Raw genomic sequence first — 19,856 nt, 5'->3', positions numbered from 1 at the left:
ACAAGCCGAGGATTATACCTGAGCTATGACCTCACGCGCCAGTTGAGGTCGGGTTTGATGCGGAAACATTGCGACTCAAGAGGTCGCGCAGTTGATTTTTTTCTTCGCTGGTCAATTCGCTTTGACGCGCTTTTCGCAGAAGTTGTTCCAGGTTTCGCTCGCGTTGGCGGGCTGACAAGCTAGTAATGGTGTCGAAAAACTGTTGTTCAAGGTTATCTCCATCAATCAGCCATTCCTTTTCCGCCAGGGCCTTGAGCAAACGGCCTTGTTCTGTGCCGTGCCAGCGGGCAATCAGCTGAATTGAGTTTAGCTTGGGATTCTTCTGCACGGCTTCGAGCAGCGCCACCAGCAATTGTGTGTTGGTGTGATCCTCGGCGGCGAAGTGCCCGGCATCCTCGACTTTTTCGGCCAGCTGCGGGTGATGCAGTAGCGTGCGCAAGGCGGCGAGGGTCGGCGGTTCTACGGCGGCGGGCACCCGTGGCGCGCGGGGTTGATCACGATCACCGCCGCGTTTGCCATTCTTGTCCCAGGGTTTCTTGTCCCATTTCTTGCCTCCTGCACCGGGTTTCTTCGGCGTCCATTCCTGCTGCGGCACATACATTTCCTGTGCCTGCGGCTGATGATAGTCGCTGTAATCGGGCATTGCGTCGTAATCGATGCCCGGATCGTACGCCGGCGGTGCTTCCTGCGGGGCGCTTTGGGCCAGCTGGCTCACCGCTTCGCCACTCAGGCCGGTGATTTCGCTCAGGCGCTGGCGCATCAAGGTGCGCAGGTTCGCGCCCGGGACTTTGTCGATCAGCGGCGCGGCGAGGGTGGCCATGTGGGCCTTGCCCTCGAGCGAGCGAGGATCGGCTTCTTCCGTCAGTTGCTGGAAGAAGTAATCGGCCAGTGGCTGCGCGTGCTGGTTGATGCGTGCGCGAAAGGCATCGGTGCCTTCGGAGCGCACCAGGGTGTCCGGATCCTCACCCTCGGGCAGGAACAGGAAGCGCGCGCGGCGCCCGTCCTGCAGGCTCGACAGTGTCGCCTCCAGTGCCCGCCATGCAGCGTTGCGGCCGGCCTGGTCGCCGTCGAAGCAGAACAGCACGTTGGGCACCACGCGAAACAGTCGCTTGAGGTGTTCTTCGCTGGTGGCGGTGCCCAGGGTCGCGACAGCATTGCGCAGGCCTTGCTGGGCCAGGGCAATGACGTCCATGTAACCCTCGACGACGATGATCTCGTCGAGATTGCGGTTGGTCTTGCGCGCTTCATAAAGGCCGTAGAGTTCCTGGCCTTTATGGAACACCGGGGTTTCCGGGGAGTTCAGGTACTTCGGCTTGTCGTCGCCCAGTACCCGGCCGCCAAAGGCGATGACACGCCCGCGACTGTCGCGGATGGGGAACATCACGCGGTCGCGAAAGCGGTCGTAACGTTTGCCGCTTTCGGCGTTTTCGATCAGCAGGCCGGCGTCGATCATGGCCTTTTGTTGCAGGGTGTCGCTGCTCAAGTGCTTGAACAGGTTGTCCCAGCCCGGCGGCGCAAAGCCGAGGCCGAAGTCCCTGGCGATTTCGCCGGTCAGCCCGCGACCTTTCAGGTAGTCCACGGCGGCTTTGCGCGATGGATGGCTTTTCAGGGCCTGGCGATAAAAATCGGCGGCAGCGCTGAGTAGTGGATACAGCGGCGAATCGGTCGGCTGTCGCGGTTTGTGCGGTCGGCCGCTTTCTTCGCGGGGGATTTCCATGCCGGCGGCTTTGGCCAGTTCTTCGACGGCCTGGACGAAATCCAGGTTGTCGTGGTCCATGATGAAGCCGAGGGCGTTGCCGCCAGCGCCGCAACCGAAGCAGTAATAGAACTGCTTGTCGGGGCTGACGCTGAACGATGGCGTCTTTTCCTTGTGGAACGGGCAGCAGGCGGTGTGGTTCTTGCCGGCTTTTTTCAGCTGCAGGCGCGAGCTGACCACATCGACGATGTCGGTGCGGTTCAGAAGGTCGTCAATGAAGCTCTGGGGAATTAGCCCGGCCATGGCGTTCTCGTCATCTGCGCTGAAAGGAACCCGAAACGAACGGCGACCGAACGGCGGTCATTGTTTGAGGCGCGCAAAATGTGCGGCTCGACCAGTGTCGTCTGCGTAATCGCTGTCGGGAAGTGTATCTGCCGAAAGTCCACTGACGTTAATGCCAATCAGTATTCGACTGTTTGAATGTATTGCGCTGAATCCGCTGCAGCCAATTGTCGGCCTCGGATAGCTCATCATCTGGCACGCAAGCAGGTGCCTTGGGCTGATCGTCGTGAGAGGAATCAGTGGGTGTGCTCGTCAGTAGCCTTGAAAGGCTCGTCAGAAAAGACGTGCACTGCTGGCAAAAGAGCCAGGTCTGACGTGATGAAGCAGATTTGTCTCGGTCGCATCTGCGGCTTTGACGGTGAAGCATCAAGCGTTTTACGCAAATGCCATAAGCCCGGCTGAGGGCCGGGCTTGGCAGAAGCTTGCTACGATCGTCTGTGTATTAGTACAGACGAACGGCGCGGCGCTGTTCGCGCTGAACTTTCTTGGCGTGACGCTTAACAGCGGCTGCTGCTTTGCGCTTACGCTCAGAAGTTGGCTTCTCGTAAAATTCGCGGCTACGAACTTCAGCCAGTACACCGGCTTTTTCGCAGGAGCGCTTGAAACGACGCAGAGCTACGTCGAAGGGTTCGTTCTCTTTTACTTTGACGGCTGGCATCCAGAGCTACCTTCATTCATTACCGGGGTCAACATCCTCGCGGCAAAAGAGCACTTGAAGACGTCGGTTTTTAAGGGTTGCGGATGTTAACCCCTCAACGCTCGGAATGCAAAGCCTCTGATCGAAAACCGCTGGTCGGGGCATCACGCGACGACTATTATGCGCGCCTTCGAATTCAGCCTAAACAAGGCGCAAACCCATGCTAGTACTGGGATTAGAAACCTCCTGCGACGAAACCGGCGTCGCATTATATGACAGTGAACGCGGGCTGCTGGCCGATGCGCTGTTCAGTCAGATCGACCTGCATCGCGCCTATGGTGGCGTGGTGCCGGAGCTGGCTTCGCGCGATCACGTCAAACGCATGCTGCCCTTGATTCGTCAGGTGTTGGCCGAGGCCGACTGCGTGCCGACCGAGATCGATGCGATCGCCTACACCGCGGGTCCTGGCCTGGTGGGGGCTTTGCTGGTGGGGGCTTCCTGCGCTCAGGCGCTGGCCTTTGCCTGGGGCATTCCGGCCCTTGGCGTGCACCACATGGAAGGCCATTTGCTGGCGCCGATGCTGGAGTCGCAACCGCCGGAATTTCCGTTCGTCGCTTTGTTGGTCTCGGGTGGCCATACGCAGCTGGTTCAGGTCGACGGAATCGGTCAGTACACGCTCTTGGGCGAGACCCTGGACGACGCTGCCGGCGAAGCCTTCGACAAGACGGCCAAGATGATGGGCCTCAATTATCCGGGCGGACCGGAGATCGCTCGCCTTGCAGAGCAGGGCGTTGCAGGACGTTTCGTCTTCCCGCGTCCGATGTGCGACCGTCCGGGCCTGGATTTCAGCTTCAGCGGACTGAAAACCTTCGCATTGAACACCTGGCAACAGCGCGTCAGCGCCGGGGACGACGGCGAGCAAGCCCAATGCGACATCGCGCTGGCGTTCCAGCAGGCCGTGGTAGAGACTTTGACCATCAAGTGCAAGCGTGCCCTGAAAGCCGCCGGCATGAAGCGCCTGGTGATCGCAGGGGGCGTCAGCGCCAACAAGGCGCTACGCGTTTCCCTGGAAAAAATGCTCGGCGACATGAAGGGTGATGTGTTTTATGCCCGTCCGCAGTTCTGCACCGATAACGGCGCGATGATCGCCTTTGCCGGCTGCCAGCGTTTGCAGGCCGGACAGCGCGAAAGCCTGGCGATCAGTGTTCAGGCGCGTTGGCCGATGGAGCAGTTGTCGCCGTTGTGATGAACGGCGCTCATGCAGGGCAACTAGAAATGCCGTTCGCGCCCGGCAAACAGGTCGCGTAGATTGCCGCGGTGACGCCAGACGATCAGCCCGGTCAGCGTGCTCATCGGCAGCAGGGCCGCCGGTTCTTGCCAGGCCAGCAACGGCAGGGTCAGCGGTGTGGCGATCAAGGCGGCCAGGGAGCTGGTGCGGGTCAGGTAGAACGTCAGGAGCCAGGCGCAGACCGCCAGAAGGGCTGCGGGCGGGTACAGTCCCAGCAGCATGCCGGCAGCGGTGGCGACACCCTTGCCGCCGCGAAAGCGAAAGTACAACGGGAACAGGTGGCCGATGACGGCATAGACGCCGATCCAGGCCTGTTCCTGCTGCGAAAGGCCCGCAAGACGCGCAATCAGTACCGGCAGCAGGCCTTTGCAAAGGTCGCCGAGCAGGGTCAGGATGGCGAGTTTCTTGCCGGCCAGGCGCAACATGTTGGTGGCGCCGGCATTGCCCGAGCCACTCATTCGCGGATCGGGGTTACCGGTCAGGCGGCTGAGCAAAATGGCGAAGGACAGAGAGCCGAGCAGGTAGGCGAGGATCGCCAGTAACCAAAACATGCTAACTATTCCGGGCGAGGAAGCCCTGATTCTAACGGCGCATTGCGCCCTTGTCGTGTAGCGGAGAGAAGTGCTTGGACAGAGTGTTTATCGAGGGCCTGGAAGTCGACACGGTGATCGGTGCCTACGACTGGGAACGAGGCATCCGACAGTGCTTGCGTCTTGATCTGAGCTTCGCCTGGGATAACCGCCCGGCCGCCGCCGGTGATGACCTGACCCTGGCGCTCGACTACGCCAGTGTTTCCTCGCGCATCCAGGCATTTGCCGAGCAGGCGCAGTTCCAGTTGGTCGAGACCTTTGCCGAGCGCCTGGTTGAAGTGCTGATGAGCGAATTCAAGATCACCTGGATGCGCCTGAAGCTGACAAAACCCGGCGCGGTCCCGGCTGCCACCGGCGGTGTGGGCGTGGAGATCGAGCGCGGATGTCGCTGACTCAGGTGTACCTCGGGCTCGGTAGCAATATCGAGCGTGAAACCCATTTGCGGGCAGGGCTCGATGCGTTGGCGTCGTTCCTTGTGGATATCCGCTGTTCGGCGGTGTTCGAAAGCCAGCCTGTGGGCATCAAGAGTGGGCCTTTCTTCAATTTCGTGGTGTCGGCGTATACCGATTTACCGCTGATGGAGCTCGATCGTCGATTGAAGTTCATCGAGGCGGATAACGGTCGTTATGCGCCGGATCGCCGAGGTTTGCCGCTGGATATCGACGTGTTGTTGTTCGGTGATCTGGTGGGCAACTTCGATGGCCTGGTCTTGCCGCGGGCAGAAATCCTGAAAAATGCGTTCGTTCTGTGGCCGCTGTCGTTGATTGCGCCGGATCGGGTGCACCCGGGTGTAGGCAAGAGCTTTGCGACCTTGTGGGGTGAAGCGCAGATCGATCAGGTGTTGGCGCCGGTGGCTTTCGAATGGCGCGGTGAGCAGCTGACACCTTCAGATTTGTTGTGACAGTGATGACGCCATCGCGGGCAAGCCCGCTCCCACAGGGTTTGCGTAAACCTGTGGGAGCGAGCCTGCTCGCGAAGCTTTTCAGATCGACGCGGTCTCTTTGTAGGCTTTCAAGGCTTTTAGTCGCTCGCGCTTGATCGCTTCCCCCAGCTCCGGCCCCTTGAAGCCTTTCTCCAGCAATGGTTGGACCGCTACGCTACGTGCTGCGGTTGCCGCGCCGCGTAAATAATCCGCCTGTGGATAACTTCTTTGTTCCAGTCCTTTGCGTCCACGCGCATCCATCTCGCATGCCGCGATGAACTCCTCGAAGCGCTGTGGCCGACGGTAAACGTCGAAGCTTTGCAGCAATTCCAGCAAAGTCGATGGTTTGAGTTCAAGGGCGCGATGCCCGTGGGTGTGATACTCGCCCACCAGTAACGCCAGTTCCTGGCAGTCCCTGGGTACTTTGAATCGTTCATTGACCGCTTTGATCAGCTTCAGGCCCTTGAACTCATGAGCGATGTGCCGCGGCCATTCGTCCTCTGGCGTCAGGCCCTTGCCCAGATCGTGCAGCAGGCACGCCCAGCGCACGGTCAGCGGCTGCTTGTGCAGGGCTGCTTGCTGCAAAACGCTCAGGGTGTGCGTGCCAGTATCGATTTCCGGGTGGTGGGCCGGGGGTTGCGGAACACCAAACAGCGCGTCGACCTCCGGCATCAGTACCTTGAGTGCGCCGCATGCGCGCAGAACCTCAACAAACACCTGTGGCTGATCTTCCATCAGGGCGCGGGAAATTTCTTTCCAGCTGCGCTCCGGGGTCAGCGCTTCAAGTTCGCCTGACTCGCTGAGTTGGCGCATCAGTTCCAGGGTTTCCGCAGCGACGCTAAAGTCCAGCGCCGCATAACGCGCCGCAAAGCGGGCAACACGCAGGACCCGGAGCGGATCTTCGGCAAATGCCGGGGAAACATGACGAAGCAGGCGCGCTTCGAGATCACGCTGGCCGTGGTAAGGGTCGGTCAGGTTCTGCTGATCGTCTTCGGCCATGGCATTGATGGTCAGGTCGCGACGGATCAAGTCTTCTTCGAGGGTGACTTCCGGGCTGGCGTGGAAAGTGAACCCGCCGTAGCCGCGCCCGCTTTTGCGCTCGGTGCGGGCGAGGGCGTACTCCTCACCGCTTTTTGGATGAAGGAACACCGGGAAGTCCGCGCCTACCGGGCGAAAGCCCTTGGCGAGCATTTCTTCGGTGGTGGCGCCGACCACGACCCAGTCGATATCGGTAACCGGTTTGCCCAGCAGGCGATCACGTACCGCGCCGCCGACTTTATAAATACGCATTAAAAACCTCCGTTAGCCCGACAGGATAACCGCTGCATCGAGCTTTCGGAGGCACAAGCCTGATCAAAGATGGATGACGGCCAGGTCCAGTCGGCCGTAATCACCTTCGCTGTGCTCGTTTCTTGGCGGTACATGATGGGTTTTCATCACGGTTTCGCCTTGCAGGGTTTCCAGGTGAATGTCGAAGCCCCAGAGGCGGTGCAGGTGTTTGAGCACTTCTTCGGTGGACTCGCCCAGCGGTTTGCGGTCGTGTTGCTGGTGGCGCAGGGTCAGGGAGCGGTCACCGCGCCGGTCGATGCTGTAGATCTGCACGTTGGGTTCGCGATTGCCCAGGTTGTACTGGGCGGCCAAGGTCTCACGGATGATGCGATAACCGTCTTCGTCGTGAATCGCCGGCACCAGCAGGTCGTCCTTCTGGTCGTCATCGAGAATGCTGAACAATTTCAGGTCGCGGATCACCTTGGGTGACAGGTACTGCAGGATGAAACTCTCATCCTTGAAGCTGCTCATGGCGAACTTGATGGCTGCCAGCCAGTCCGTACCGGCAATGTCGGGGAACCAGCGACGGTCTTCCTCGGTGGGATTTTCGCACATGCGCCGGATATCACGGTACATGGCAAATCCCAGCGTATAAGGGTTGATGCCGCTGTAATAAGGGCTGTCGAAGCCAGGCTGGAACACCACGCTCGTGTGGGACGTCAGGAATTCCATCATGAAGCCGTCGGTGACCAGGCCTTCGTCGTACAGGTCGTTCATCAGGGTGTAGTGCCAGAACGTGGCCCAACCCTCGTTCATCACCTGGGTCTGACGTTGTGGATAAAAATACTGGGCGATCTTGCGCACGATGCGCACGATTTCCCGCTGCCACGGCTCCAGCAGCGGCGCATGTTTTTCGATGAAGTACAGGATGTTTTCCTGCGGTTCGGCGGGGAAGCGTGCGTTGTCCTTGTCGCTGTACTTGTCTGCGCCTTTGGGAATGGTGCGCCACAGATCGTTGATCTGTTTCTGCAAGTGCTCCTCCCGGTCCTTTTGCCGGCGACGTTCTTCTTCCGCGGAAATCGGGTAGGGGCGTTTGTAGCGGTCGACTCCATAGTTCATCAGGGCGTGGCAGGAATCGAGCAGGTCCTCGACCGCGTCGATACCGTGGCGCTCCTCGCATTGCATGATGTACTGCTTGGCAAACACCAGGTAATCGATGATCGAGCTGGCGTCGGTCCAGGTGCGGAACAGGTAGTTGCCTTTGAAAAAGCTGTTGTGCCCGTAGCAGGCATGGGCCACCACCAGCGCCTGCATGCAGATGGTGTTTTCTTCCATCAGGTAGGCGATGCACGGGTCGGAGTTGATCACGATCTCGTACGCCAGGCCCATCTGGCCGCGGCTATAGGATTTTTCAGTGCTGAGGAAGTGCTTGCCGTAGGACCAGTGGTGATAACCCAGCGGCATACCGACAGAGGCGTAGGCATCCATCATCTGTTCAGCGGTGATCACTTCGATCTGGTTGGGGTAGGTGTCGAGGGCGTAGCCGGCCGCAATACGGCTGATTTCGCGGTCGTACGCCTGGATCAGCTCGAATGTCCATTCGGAGCCGGTGGAAATGGGTTGGCGCTTCTGCTCTTTGGCGGTCATGTCACTAACCTGCGCTGGAAGAGTTCACGGAAGACCGGATAGATATCCCCGGCCGAGACCAGTTGTTGCTGGGCAAAAGTGTCGGAAAAGGCTTCGGCGATGCGCTCGTACTCGAACCACAGGGCCTGGTGTTCGCGCGGGGTGATCTCAACGTAAGTGTAGTACTGCACGAATGGCATGATCTGGTTGATCAGGATGTCGCGGCAGATCGGAGAGTCGTCGTTCCAGTTGTCACCGTCGGAGGCCTGGGCGGCGTAGATGTTCCACTCGTTGCTCGGATAACGCTCGGCCATGATCTCCTGCATCAGCTTCAAGGCGCTGGAGACGATGGTGCCGCCGGTCTCCCGGGAGTAGAAAAACTCCTCTTCATCCACTTCGCGGGCGCTGGTGTGATGGCGGATGAACACGACGTCGATCTTGTCGTAGTTTCGCTTGAGAAACAGGTACAGCAGGATAAAGAAGCGCTTGGCGATGTCCTTGGTCGCCTGGGTCATCGAGCCGGACACGTCCATCAGGCAGAACATCACCGCCTTGGAGCTGGGGTTGGGTTGCTTGATGAGCAGGTTGTACTTGAGGTCGAATGTGTCGAGAAACGGTACGCGGTGAATGCGCGCGCTGAGTTTTTCGATTTCCGCTTCGATTTCCTGAATATCGCCGAAGTTGTCTGGTTCTTCCTGCTTGAGTCGCAGAAGTTCTTCTTTGGCTTCGCGCAGTTTTGCCCGGCTGCTGCCGGACAGGGCGATCCGTCGGGCGTGGGCTGAACGCAGGGTGCGGATGATGTTGATCCGCGACGGGTTGCCCTCGTTGCTGATGCCGGCGCGTACGGTCTTGAAGGTATCGGTGCCGGTCAGGTTGCGCTTGACCAGGTTCGGCAGTTCGAGATCCTCGAACATGAATTCGAGGAACTCTTCCTGGGTGATCTGGAAGACGAACTCGTCCATCCCTTCACCGGAGTTGCCGGCCTTGCCGGGACCACGACCGCCACCGCCTCCCGGTGGGCGGGCGATATGTTCGCCAGTGGTGAATTCCTTGTTGCCCGGGTGCACGACAGTCTGTTTGCCACCGCGCCCGTGGTGAAGCACCGGCTCGTCGATATCGCGCCCGGGAATGCTGATTTGTTCGCCGTGTTCCATATCGGTAATGGAACGCCGACTGACCGCCTCTTCGACAGCCTTTTTAATGTGATCACGGTAGCGCCGCAGAAACCGCTGCCGGTTCACCGTGCTTTTATTCTTGCCATTGAGACGTCGGTCGATCACATAGCTCATGACTGCTCCTTAGAAGCTGTCCTGAAAGGGGCGAGCGGTGATGCAGCATCGAACCGAGAGCCGAGGGATATTGAACGCTCCCCCAAGCGCTTTGGATGCTGCCTGAACTCGCTACCGACTTTCGAACACCTTCCAGAGGCCTGTGTAACAGAAAAAGCGCACACAGGTCTCTGGCTGACGACAACCGGTCTGACCGGCAGCGGGTTATTGTGATTTTCTGACCCGCAGGTACCACTCGGACAGCAGTCGTACCTGTTTGTCGGTGTAGCCCCGCTCGACCATCCGTGTGACGAAGTCGTTGTGTTTCTGCTGGTCCTCTTTGCTGGCCTTGGCATTGAAGCTGATGACTGGCAGCAGGTCCTCGGTGTTGGAGAACATTTTCTTCTCGATGACCACCCGCAGTTTTTCGTAGCTGAGCCAGGTCGGGTTCTTGCCGTTGTTGTTGGCTCGGGCGCGCAGTACGAAGTTGACGATTTCGTTGCGGAAATCCTTCGGATTGCTGATGCCGGCCGGTTTTTCGATTTTCTCCAGTTCTTCGTTCAAGGCGACGCGGTTGAGGATTTCGCCGGTTTCCGGGTCGCGGTATTCCTGGTCCTGGATCCAGAAGTCGGCGTACAGCACGTAGCGATCGAAGATGTTCTGGCCGTACTCGCTGTAGGACTCGAGGTAGGCGGTCTGGATCTCCTTGCCGATGAATTCGATGTAGCGCGGTGCCAGGTATTCCTTGAGGAAGCGCAGATAGCGTTCGCGGGTCTCGGCCTGGAACTGTTCCTGTTCGATCTGTTGTTCCAGCACGTAGAGCAGATGCACCGGGTTGGCGGCGATTTCGTGCGGATCGAAGTTGAACACCTTCGACAGGATCTTGAACGCGAAACGGGTCGACAGACCATTCATGCCTTCGTCGACACCGGCGTTGTCGCGGTATTCCTGGATCGACTTGGCTTTCGGATCCGTGTCCTTGAGGTTCTCGCCGTCGTACACGCGCATCTTCGAGTAGATGTTGGAGTTTTCCGGCTCTTTAAGGCGCGAGAGCACGGTGAACTGGGCCAGCATCTTCAGGGTGTCCGGCGCGCAGTGCGCCTTGGCCAGCGAGCTGTTGAACAGCAGCTTGTCGTAGATCTTCACTTCGTCACTGACCCGCAGGCAGTACGGCACCTTGACGATGTAGATCCGGTCGATGAAGGCTTCGTTGTTCTTGTTGTTGCGGAAGGTGTGCCACTCCGATTCGTTGGAGTGGGCCAGCAGGATCCCGGTGAACGGAATCGCGCCGAGGCCTTCGGTGCTGTTGTAGTTACCTTCCTGGGTGGCCGTCAGCAGTGGGTGCAGCACCTTGATCGGTGCCTTGAACATCTCCACGAACTCCATCAGACCCTGGTTGGCCCGGCACAGGGCGCCCGAGTAGCTGTAGGCGTCGGCGTCGTTCTGCGGGAATTCCTCCAGTTTGCGGATATCGACCTTGCCCACCAGCGCCGAAATGTCCTGGTTGTTTTCGTCGCCCGGTTCGGTCTTGGCCACGGCGATCTGGTTGAGGATCGACGGGTAGAGTTTCACCACGCGGAATTGACTGATGTCACCACCGAATTCGGCCAGGCGCTTGGTTGCCCATGGCGACATGATGGTGTTGAGGTAGCGCCGTGGAATGCCGAAATCTTCCTCGAGGATCGCTCCATCTTCAGTGGAGTTGAACAGACCCAGGGGCGACTCGAACACCGGCGAGCCCTTGATCGCATAGAAGGGCACTTTTTCAATCAGCTGTTTCAGCTTCTCGGCCAGGGACGATTTACCGCCACCGACAGGGCCGAGCAGATAAAGGATTTGTTTCTTCTCTTCCAGGCCCTGAGCGGCGTGGCGGAAATACGAGACGATCTGGTCGATGCATTCTTCCATCCCGTGGAAGTCTTCAAAGGCCGGATAGCGACGGATTACCTTGTTGGAGAAGATGCGCGACAGTCTCGAGTTGGTCGAGGTGTCGAGCAGTTCCGGTTCACCGATGGCCAGCAGCAGACGCTCGGCGGCGGAAACGTAGGCGCTGCGGTCTTTTTTGCACAGCTCAAGATACTCTTGCAGAGAGAGTTCTTCCTGGCGTGTGGACTCGAAGCGTTGTTGGAAGTGGCTAAAGATACTCATGACGTCACCTCGCTCGATACGTGGAGCCGACGCCGGATCACTCAGTCGATGCTGGCAGCAACCGAACAGGCGATTGCTGTTTACCCCCCAGAACTCTCCCGGAGTTGACTACCCCGAAAGCTACTCCCGATGACCCGTGCGCCGGTGTACCGGCTCTCCCCTGTTTTGGATGGCCTGGGCTTAAGGATAGTTGGGAATTCGGGAGGTAAAGGCGAGATACGTAATTTGTTGTGGCAGACCGTTCGTCTGCCACCACGCGAGCCCGCGGGAGCCGGGGCCTGCAACGTTACAAAAAAATTATTCGGACGTGCCTTGCGCCGTTTCCGCAGGATAGGTCGTACGCCACAACTCGAATCCGCCATCCATGCTGTACACGTCGGAGAAGCCCTGGCTGATCAGGTAGGCAGCCGCGCCCTGGCTGGAGTTGCCGTGATAGCAGACCACCACGGTGGGGGCGTCGAGGTCGGCGCCCTGGATGAAGGCGTGCAGGGAATGATTGTCCAGATGCCTGGAGCCTGCGATGTGCAGGGCGGCAAAAGTGGCCGGGTCGCGGACGTCGACCACCACTGCGCCTTGTTCACGCAGGGCTTGGGCCTGTTCCGGGGGAATACGTTTGAATTCGCTCATGGCGGGCTCCTGTGGCTCGGCAGAATGGGCAGTTTAGCGCGGTGCGCTGGCTGGCGATGTTTGGGGAATGGTTGAGGCGACTGGCGGCACGGCATGACCGTGTTCGTCGCATTTGCAGGACAGGCGCTCAAAGCTGTCGACGTTCATCAGGGTCAGGGCGCCGCCCCAGACGCAGCCGGTGTCGAGGGCCGAGATGCCCGGCTCATTGATGTTGCCTTCCAGTGCTGCCCAGTGACCGAAGATGATTTTCACATCCCGGGTCTTGCGTTCCTTGTGCTGGAACCAGGGTTTGTAGCCTGGTGGGGCGCTATCGAGGCCTTCCTTGCTCTTGAGGTCGAGCTTGCCTTCGGCGGTGCAGAAACGCATACGGGTGAAATAGTTGGTGATCACCCGCAGGCGGGTCACGCCTTTGAGGTCGCTGTCCCATTTCGCCGGATCGTTGCCGTACATGCCATCGAGGTAAGGCGGCAGCAGGTTGTCGTCACGCAGGGCAGTCTCGACTTCGGCGGCACACTTCAAGGCTTTGCGCAGCGACCACTGGGGTGGAATGCCGGCATGGACCAGTGCAACGTTGCGCTGTTCGTCGTAGTGCAGGAGCTTTTGCTGGCGCAGCCATTCGAGCAGCTCGGCGCTATCGGGCGCTTCGATGATCTCGCGCAGGGTATCGGCCTTCTTCAGGCGTTCGATGTTGCGTCCGGCCGCCAGCAGGTGCAGGTCGTGGTTGCCGAGCACGCACACCAGCGATTCGCGGATGCTGTAGAGGAAGCGCAGGGTTTCCAGAGACTCCGGGCCACGGTTGACCAGGTCGCCGACCAGCCACAGGCGATCACGTTGAGGGTCGAACGCTACTTTCTTGAGTAGGCATTGCAGGGCCTGAAGGCAGCCTTGCAGGTCGCCGACAGCGTAGGTTGCCATCAGTGCAGGGCTCCGGGCACCGCCAGGCGGAAGGGCGCGATGATGGCATCGAAATGTTTGCCGTCGTCGCAAAGCATCTGGTAGGTGCCTTGCATGGTGCCGACCTTGGTGCTCATGACCGTGCCGCTGCTGTAGGTGTGGCTCTTGCCCGGGTCGATCAGCGGTTGCTGGCCTACCACGCCTGCGCCGCGCACTTCTTCGACATGCCCGTCGCCATCGGTGATGACCCAGTGCCGTGAAAGCAGCTTGGCGGGCAATTCGCCATTATTTTGCACGGTGATGGTGTAGGCGAAGGCAAAACGGTCGTGCTCGGGTTGCGATTGTTCTGCCAGATAGCGGGTGACGACGCTGACGTCGACCTGATAACGAGGATCGGACATGCAAGGGGCCTTAAAAACGAAGCGGACGCGGGGCGTAGCTGTTGGAATCCAGTCTAGGCCAAGTATCGGGTAGTAGACCAGAGTGGCGTCCTACCCGATAGCGCTCATCGCCTGTCAGTTCGCGGCGGGCTGTTGTGCTGCCTGTTCGCTGAGCTTGTCGGCCAGGCGCACGAAGGCAGCCAGGTCGAGCTGCTCGGGACGCAGGCTGCCATCGACGCCGGCGGCTTCGATTTCGGCATTGCTCAGCAGCAGCTTGAGGGTGTTGCGCAGAGTCTTGCGGCGCTGATTGAACGCTTCACGCACGACGCGCTCGAGCAGGCGGTGATCCTTGGCCGGGTGCGGCAGCACCGCGTGAGGCACCAGGCGCACGATGGCCGAGTCGACTTTCGGCGGCGGGTTGAACGCGCCCGGGCCGACATTGAACAGGTGCTCGACCCGGCAATGGTACTGAACCATGATCGACAAGCGGCCCCAGTCGCCACCACCCGGGCCGGCCGCCAGGCGCTCGACCACTTCCTTCTGCAACATGAAATGCATGTCACGGATCAGGTGCGAGTTGTGCAGGAGGTGAAAAATCAGCGGCGTGGAGATGTTGTACGGCAGGTTGCCGACCACTCGCAGGCTGCCTGGCGCTGCGTTGAGGCTGTTGAAGTCGAACTTCAGCGCATCGCCCTGATGCAGGTTGAAATTGCTCTTGCCGGCAAACTGCTGGTTGAGGATCGGGATCAGGTCCTTGTCCAGCTCCACCACGTCGAGTTGCGCGCCGCTGCTGAGCAGGCCTTGGGTCAGTGCGCCCTGGCCCGGGCCGATTTCCAGCAGGCGGTCTTCGGCCTTGGCATGAATGGAGCGCAGGATGCGGTCGATAACGCCGGCGTCATGCAGGAAGTTCTGGCCAAAGCGTTTGCGCGCCTTGTGTTGGTATTGCTCGGTCATAAACGGGTCTCGGCCATCTGGTAGGCGGTTTCCAGGGCGACTTGCAGGCTGCCGGTGTCGATCTTGCCGCTGCCGGCCAGGTCCAGGGCTGTGCCGTGGTCGACCGAGGTGCGGATGATCGGCAAACCGAGGGTCACGTTGACTGCCGCGCCAAAGCCTTTGTACTTCAGCACCGGCAGGCCCTGGTCGTGGTACATCGCCAGCACCGCATCGCAGTGCTCCAGATATTTGGGGGTAAACAGAGTGTCGGCGGGCAGGGGGCCACGAAGGTCCATGCCCTCGCCGCGCAAGCGCTCTAATGTGGGTTCGATGATATCGATTTCTTCATGGCCCAGGTGTCCGCCTTCACCGGCATGCGGGTTGAGCCCGCAGACCAGGATGCGTGGCCGGGCGATGCCGAATTTGTTTTGCAGGTCGGCGTGCAGGATTCGCGTAACGCGTTCCAGGCGTTCCGGCGTGATTGCATCGGCAATCTCGCGAAGGGGCAGGTGAGTGGTCACCAGGGCTACGCGCAAGCCGTGTGTGGCCAGCATCATCACCACTTGTGCGGTGTGGGTCAGGTCAGCGAGGAATTCGGTGTGCCCGGAAAAGGCGATGCCGGATTCGTTGATCACGCCTTTGTGCACCGGCGCGGTGATCATGCCGGCGAAATCTCCGCTCAGGCAGCCTTGGCCGGCGCGGGTCAGGGTTTCCAGGACGAAGGCGGCGTTGGCCTTGTCCAGTTGCCCGGCGACGACCTTGGCGTTGAGCGATGTATCCCAGACATACAGGCTGTTGGCTGGCGCAGGTGCATCCGGCCAGTTGTCCGGTGTGACCGGCAGCAAGTCGACAGCCACACCCAGTTGCGCGGCCCGCTCAATGAGCAGGTCGCGGCTGGTAATGGCGATCAGGGGGTGAGGCTGGGCTTGCGAGGCGAGCAGCAGGCACAGGTCGGGACCTATGCCGGCTGGTTCACCGGGTGTCAGCGCGAAACGTTGGGGTTTCACTGCGCTGCCTGGTCGGCGCCAGGGAGTTTGATTTCCACGTACGCTTCGTCACGGATCTGACGCAGCCAGGTTTGCAGCTCTTCGTCGTATTTGCGGTTACGCAATACGGTCATGGCTTGCTGCTCGCGAGCCTGGGAGGTGCTGTCCGTGGCGCGACGGCCAAGGACTTCCAGGACGTGCCAGCCGTACTGAGTCTGGAACGGCTTGGACAGCTGACCTTGCGGGGTCTTGGCCATCACTTCGCGGAACTCGGGTACCAGCGCGTTCGGGTCGATCCAGTTCAGGTCTCCGCCGTTGAGGGCAGAACCCGGGTCTTCCGAGTAGCTTTTCGCCAGTTCGCCGAAGTCTTCGCCAGCCTCGATGCGGCTGTAGAGCGATTCGGCCAGGGCCTTGGTCTTGGCTTCGTCGCGGATCGGGCTCGGTTTGACCAGGATGTGGCGCACATGCACTTCATCGCGCATCTGGGTTTCGCCGCCACGCTTGTCGAGGATCTTCAGGATGATGAATCCGCCCGGCGTGCGCATTGGCTGGGTGACATCACCCACCGGCATGGTGCTCAGCAGGCGATCGAACGGCGGAGGCAGTTGAGCGGCTTTACGCCAGCCCATGTCGCCGCCTTCCAGAGCGGTTTCGCTGGCGGACTTGGCGATTGCCAACTGACTGAAGTCAGCGCCTTGCTTGAGCTGCTGGTAAATCGCATCGGCTTGTTTGGCTGCATTCTGAATCGCTTCGGAATTGGCGCTTTCCGGCGTTGGAATCAGGATGTTGGCCAGGTGAAACTCTTCGGACAGCTGCATCTTGCCAAGGTCCGATGCCAGGAAGTTCTTCACTTCCTGCTCGGAGACCTGAATGCGTTCGGCAACCCGACGCTGGCGCACACGGCTGATGACCATTTCGCGGCGAATCTGCTCGCGTGCGTCGTCGTAGGACAGACCGTCGTGAGTCAGGGCAGCGCGGAACTGCTCGATCGACATGTTGTTGCGCTGGGCAATGGTGCCGACAGCCTGGTTCAGCTCTTCATCGGTAATGCGGATGCCGGAGCGTTCGCCGATCTGCAATTGCAGGTTTTCGACGATCAGGCGTTCAAGTACCTGCTGCTCCAGCACGCTGGACGGCGGCACGGCAGAACCACGCTTGGCAATGGTTTGCTGAACTTCACGGACGCGATGGTCCAGTTGGCTCTGCATGACCACGTCGTTGTCGACGATGGCCACCACTTTGTCGATGGACTGCACGGCGGCGCTGGCCGCCGTGCTCAGGAACAGCGCGCCCAGCATCAGCGGGCGCAGACAATCAGAAAGCTTGGTCTTCACGTTCACGATAACCTTGAATGCCTTTGTCGAGGAAGCTCTCTACCTTGGCGCCAGTCACGCCACCGAGTCCCTTCAGAACAATTTGGAGGAAGACGCCATGGTCGCCTTTTTCGTTTTCGGGTGCTTCCTGGCTGAACTCGTCGTAATCAACGAAGTAGCGGTTGATCAGGCGCAGTTTCCAGCAGCAGTTGTCGTACTCGAAACCACCGAAGGCTTCCAGGGTACGGTTGCGGTTGTAGTCATACTGCCAGCGGCTGATGGCGCTCCATTGCGGCACGATCGGCCAGATCACCGAGAAGTCGTGCTGTTCGATCTTGTAGTAGTCCTTCACGTAGCCAGGCTGGCCAGGGGTGCCGTAGTCACCGCCGCCAACGCTCCATTGACCGGTGTTCTGGTCGTAACGGACCTGGTCATTACGATAGCGATAACCGAGGTTGACCACCTTGTTCGGGTTGTCTTCAGGCTGGTAGTGGAACATCGCGCTGCCCGAGCGAGGGCTGCGGCTGTCCGGGTCCCAGTTGTAGTCGGCCGTGGTCCGCCAGTCGCGGTTCCAGCGATATTCGTATTCCAGGGCGTAAGGCGAAACGTTGGCTTGCGTATCCTGACGAGTCTTGGCATCGATACCTGGCAACTGAACTTCGCGGTCCTTGAAGTACAAGGCCTGGCCGACGCTGATGCGTTGACGCTCGAAACCGTCGTCTTCGATCCAGCGGCTGGTCACGCCCAACGACAGTTTGTTCTCGTCGCCGACACGGTCGGAGCCGGAGAAGCGGTTGTCACGGAACAGCGACGCATAGTTGAAGGTGTATTCGCTGGTATCGAATACCGGGATGTCTTCCTGGTCGACCTCGGGCACGTACAGGTAGAACAGGCGCGGCTCGAGGGTCTGGCGGTAGTTCTTGCCGAAATACTGGGTATTGCGATCGAAGTACAGGCCGCTGTCGATGCTGGCGATCGGAATGCTGCGATTCTGGTTGCTGTCGAACTGGCCGTTGAGGTTTTCAGTCCCGTTTGCAGCTGCGTTCAGGTTCTGAGCCGCGATCTGGCTTTTGCCGGTGCCGTCCAGGTCCAGTTGGTACTGGGTGTACTGGTACTTGAGCTTCGGTGTCAGGAAACCGTAGGTCGTGGTCATTGGCAGGCTGATGGCGGGCGCGAGATTCAGGCGGTCGCCATTGGCGCGAGCCAGACCTTGAACGTTGTTATCCAGGCGAGGGCTGCCGACGCCATCTTCGTCAAAGTATGTCCCGTTCTGCAGATCGCGATCAAACCGCACAAGTTCGGTGTTGTACGTGAAATCCAGGCCTTCCGGATGATAAGGCAGCATGCCGTCGAGGGTGAGCTGCGGCAGGCGGTCGTACGGCGTAATGTTCGATACGCTCGCCAGTTCGTAGGCCTGGGCGTTCGCGCGAGCGGTATAGCCCTCGCCGCGATAGGTCACGGAACCCTGTTGGTTCACGTAGTCATTGCTCTTGATGCCAATCTGGTCGGTCTGCAGATCCTGGAAGTAATACGGATCGCTGATCTTGGTGTAGTCGACTTGCGTGAATACTCGCGAGTCGAGACCACCCTTGTGCTGCCAGTTGTACATGTAGCGGGTTTTTTCGGCGTCGGACTGCTTGTCGCGCTCGTCGCTTTCGTCGTTCAGGTACGCCGCACCGAACTGGCCTTCGCTGGACTTGGTCAGGTAGCGGAATTCGCCTTCCATCAACAAGCCGTGCTTTTCCATGTAGCGCGGGTACAACGTGGCATCGTAGTTCGGCGCCAGGTTGAAGTAGTACGGGGTGACCAGCATGAAGCCGGTATCGCTGCCGGTGCCGATGGTCGGCGGCAGGAAGCCGGACTGGCGACGGTCGTCGATCGGGAAGTAGATGTACGGCGTGTACAGGACCGGAATGTCCTTGACCCGCAGTGTCACGTTGGTCGCGGTACCGAAACCGGTGGCCGGGTTCAGCGTGACGTTGTTGCCCTTGAGCTGCCAGGCGTTGCTGTTCGGTTCGCACGTGGTGTACGTACCATCCTTGAGGCGGATGATCGCGTTCTCGGCACGCTTGGCGTACAGCGCACTGCCGCGGATGCGCGACTTGTGCATCACGTATTCGGCGTTGTCGACCTTGGCTTCACCGGTGTCGAGCTGTACATCGGCGTGGTCGCCGACGATCAGTGCACCGTTGTCGCGAATGCGCACGTTGCCGCTCAATTCGCCACGGCTCTCGGCCTGGTACAGGTTGGCTTCGTCGGCTTCGACCTGCATGCTGCCCTGGCGCATGACAACGTCACCGGCCAGGGTCGCGACCTGCTCATCCTGCTTATAGCGGGAGGCTTTTGCGCCGATAAAGGTAGGTGCGTCACTTTTATCCGTCTTGTCATTCATGCCAGGACGAATCGGTTCGATATAGGAACCAGAGCAATAAGGACCGGTTTCGGCCAATTGTGCGGCGGTGAGCTGCTCGCGGGGAACCCAGTCGAGGTGACTGTAGTCTGCGCTACGCGACTTCAGGCCACGGCCTTTGGATTCGGTGACCAGCACCGGCTTGGCGCCAGTGTCTTCGCCGGATCCGGTCTGGACCGGAGCTTCGCCGGTAGCGGAAACTGCGCTGCCGTCATGGACGGGACGCGGTGGCAATGCAGCCGCCGGCGTTTTTGGCGCACAGTCCCAGGAACCCGAAGCAGAGACTGAGCAGTCAAACTGTTCCGCGGCGACCACGTAGGAAGTGGCAAGGGGTTGCAGCGCCAGCAAACTGCCGGTTACCAACAACGGAAATTTTTTACGAAACGCGGGGGATTTCAATGCCATCTTATTAGTCCGGGCTTCCTGCGTGCCATCTGCCCGCGGTGTGGGCCGCACGCCTCTCGATGGTCTGAAAAAGATGCTGGATAATAAAGCATGACCCGCTTGACGGCTAGCGCCGTCGGAGA

Annotated in this window: 17 protein-coding genes; 3 read left to right on the top strand and 14 right to left on the bottom strand. The window is 59.8% G+C overall.

The features are described 5' to 3' along the window. Positions 1-31 precede the first annotated feature (31 nt). Together dnaG and rpsU are read right to left on the bottom strand one after the other, a co-directional pair. Positions 32-1,999, bottom strand: coding sequence for a DNA primase (gene dnaG, locus EI969_RS14530; RefSeq protein ID WP_160388409.1), 1,968 nt, complete (start codon positions 1,997-1,999; stop codon positions 32-34). 481 nt (positions 2,000-2,480) lie between these two features. Continuing rightward, a complete protein-coding gene (gene rpsU, locus EI969_RS14525; protein ID WP_002551877.1) occupies positions 2,481-2,696 on the bottom strand; it encodes a 30S ribosomal protein S21 in 216 nt (71 codons plus the stop codon). Positions 2,697-2,895: 199 nt separating this feature from the next. Here rpsU and tsaD point away from each other — a divergent pair, with 199 nt between their 5' ends. After that, on the top strand, positions 2,896-3,921 hold the full coding sequence (gene tsaD / locus EI969_RS14520; RefSeq protein ID WP_160388408.1) for a tRNA (adenosine(37)-N6)-threonylcarbamoyltransferase complex transferase subunit TsaD: 1,026 nt from the start codon (positions 2,896-2,898) through the stop codon (positions 3,919-3,921). A 23-nt stretch (positions 3,922-3,944) separates the two neighbouring features. Here tsaD and plsY read toward each other — a convergent pair whose 3' ends face one another. Then, positions 3,945-4,514 carry a glycerol-3-phosphate 1-O-acyltransferase PlsY gene (plsY, locus tag EI969_RS14515; protein ID WP_007993197.1) on the bottom strand — a complete coding sequence of 190 codons (570 nt, stop codon included), beginning with the start codon at positions 4,512-4,514 and terminating at the stop codon, positions 3,945-3,947. A gap of 74 nt (positions 4,515-4,588) precedes the next feature. Between plsY and folB the strand changes: the two genes are divergently transcribed. Together folB and folK are read left to right on the top strand one after the other, a co-directional pair. Further along, entirely contained in the window at positions 4,589-4,945 is a 357-nt protein-coding gene (gene folB / locus EI969_RS14510; protein WP_008051601.1) for a dihydroneopterin aldolase, read from the top strand. Further along, positions 4,936-5,454: a 2-amino-4-hydroxy-6-hydroxymethyldihydropteridine diphosphokinase gene (gene folK, locus EI969_RS14505; RefSeq protein WP_160388407.1), complete on the top strand. Its 519-nt coding sequence runs from the start codon at positions 4,936-4,938 to the stop codon at positions 5,452-5,454. Before folB ends, folK begins: the two co-directional genes overlap by 10 nt. 81 nt (positions 5,455-5,535) lie before the next feature. Here folK and EI969_RS14500 read toward each other — a convergent pair whose 3' ends face one another. The 11 genes from EI969_RS14500 to EI969_RS14450 form a co-directional block, all read right to left on the bottom strand. Continuing rightward, a complete protein-coding gene (locus EI969_RS14500; protein ID WP_160388406.1) occupies positions 5,536-6,765 on the bottom strand; it encodes a multifunctional CCA addition/repair protein in 1,230 nt (409 codons plus the stop codon). A 63-nt stretch (positions 6,766-6,828) separates the two neighbouring features. After that, the gene (locus EI969_RS14495) at positions 6,829-8,391 is read right to left on the bottom strand and encodes a SpoVR family protein (RefSeq protein WP_160388405.1); all 1,563 of its coding nucleotides are present in this window, start codon (positions 8,389-8,391) and stop codon (positions 6,829-6,831) included. Continuing rightward, a complete protein-coding gene (locus EI969_RS14490) occupies positions 8,388-9,659 on the bottom strand; it encodes a YeaH/YhbH family protein (RefSeq protein WP_150717988.1) in 1,272 nt (423 codons plus the stop codon). The genes EI969_RS14495 and EI969_RS14490 overlap by 4 nt, the downstream gene beginning before the upstream one ends. A 204-nt stretch (positions 9,660-9,863) precedes the next feature. Beyond that, the gene (locus EI969_RS14485; RefSeq protein WP_053162938.1) at positions 9,864-11,786 is read right to left on the bottom strand and encodes a PrkA family serine protein kinase; all 1,923 of its coding nucleotides are present in this window, start codon (positions 11,784-11,786) and stop codon (positions 9,864-9,866) included. A gap of 297 nt (positions 11,787-12,083) precedes the next feature. After that, positions 12,084-12,413, bottom strand: a complete 330-nt coding sequence (gene glpE / locus EI969_RS14480) for a thiosulfate sulfurtransferase GlpE (RefSeq protein ID WP_060541633.1) — start codon at positions 12,411-12,413, stop codon at positions 12,084-12,086. A gap of 33 nt (positions 12,414-12,446) precedes the next feature. Further along, complete coding sequence (locus EI969_RS14475; RefSeq protein ID WP_160388404.1) at positions 12,447-13,328, bottom strand: symmetrical bis(5'-nucleosyl)-tetraphosphatase; 882 nt, start codon at positions 13,326-13,328, stop codon at positions 12,447-12,449. Then, complete coding sequence (apaG, locus tag EI969_RS14470) at positions 13,328-13,708, bottom strand: Co2+/Mg2+ efflux protein ApaG (RefSeq protein ID WP_160388403.1); 381 nt, start codon at positions 13,706-13,708, stop codon at positions 13,328-13,330. Before apaG ends, EI969_RS14475 begins: the two co-directional genes overlap by 1 nt. Positions 13,709-13,822: 114 nt before the next feature. Further along, positions 13,823-14,641 (bottom strand): 16S rRNA (adenine(1518)-N(6)/adenine(1519)-N(6))-dimethyltransferase RsmA, encoded by an 819-nt coding sequence (rsmA, locus tag EI969_RS14465; RefSeq protein ID WP_160388402.1) that lies wholly within the window; start codon positions 14,639-14,641, stop codon positions 13,823-13,825. Further along, positions 14,638-15,627: a 4-hydroxythreonine-4-phosphate dehydrogenase PdxA gene (gene pdxA, locus EI969_RS14460; RefSeq protein WP_160388401.1), complete on the bottom strand. Its 990-nt coding sequence runs from the start codon at positions 15,625-15,627 to the stop codon at positions 14,638-14,640. Before pdxA ends, rsmA begins: the two co-directional genes overlap by 4 nt. Next, positions 15,624-16,946 (bottom strand): peptidylprolyl isomerase SurA, encoded by a 1,323-nt coding sequence (gene surA, locus EI969_RS14455; protein ID WP_371925960.1) that lies wholly within the window; start codon positions 16,944-16,946, stop codon positions 15,624-15,626. Before surA ends, pdxA begins: the two co-directional genes overlap by 4 nt. After that, positions 16,921-19,734, bottom strand: coding sequence for an LPS-assembly protein LptD (locus EI969_RS14450; RefSeq protein WP_160388399.1), 2,814 nt, complete (start codon positions 19,732-19,734; stop codon positions 16,921-16,923). The genes surA and EI969_RS14450 overlap by 26 nt, the downstream gene beginning before the upstream one ends. Positions 19,735-19,856 lie beyond the last annotated feature (122 nt).

It is taken from the genome of Pseudomonas sp. PB101 (assembly GCF_009764265.1).
Classification (GTDB): Bacteria; Pseudomonadota; Gammaproteobacteria; order Pseudomonadales; family Pseudomonadaceae; genus Aquipseudomonas.
Note: the sequence above shows the minus strand (reverse complement) of the source record. Positions and strands in the feature narration are given on the sequence as shown.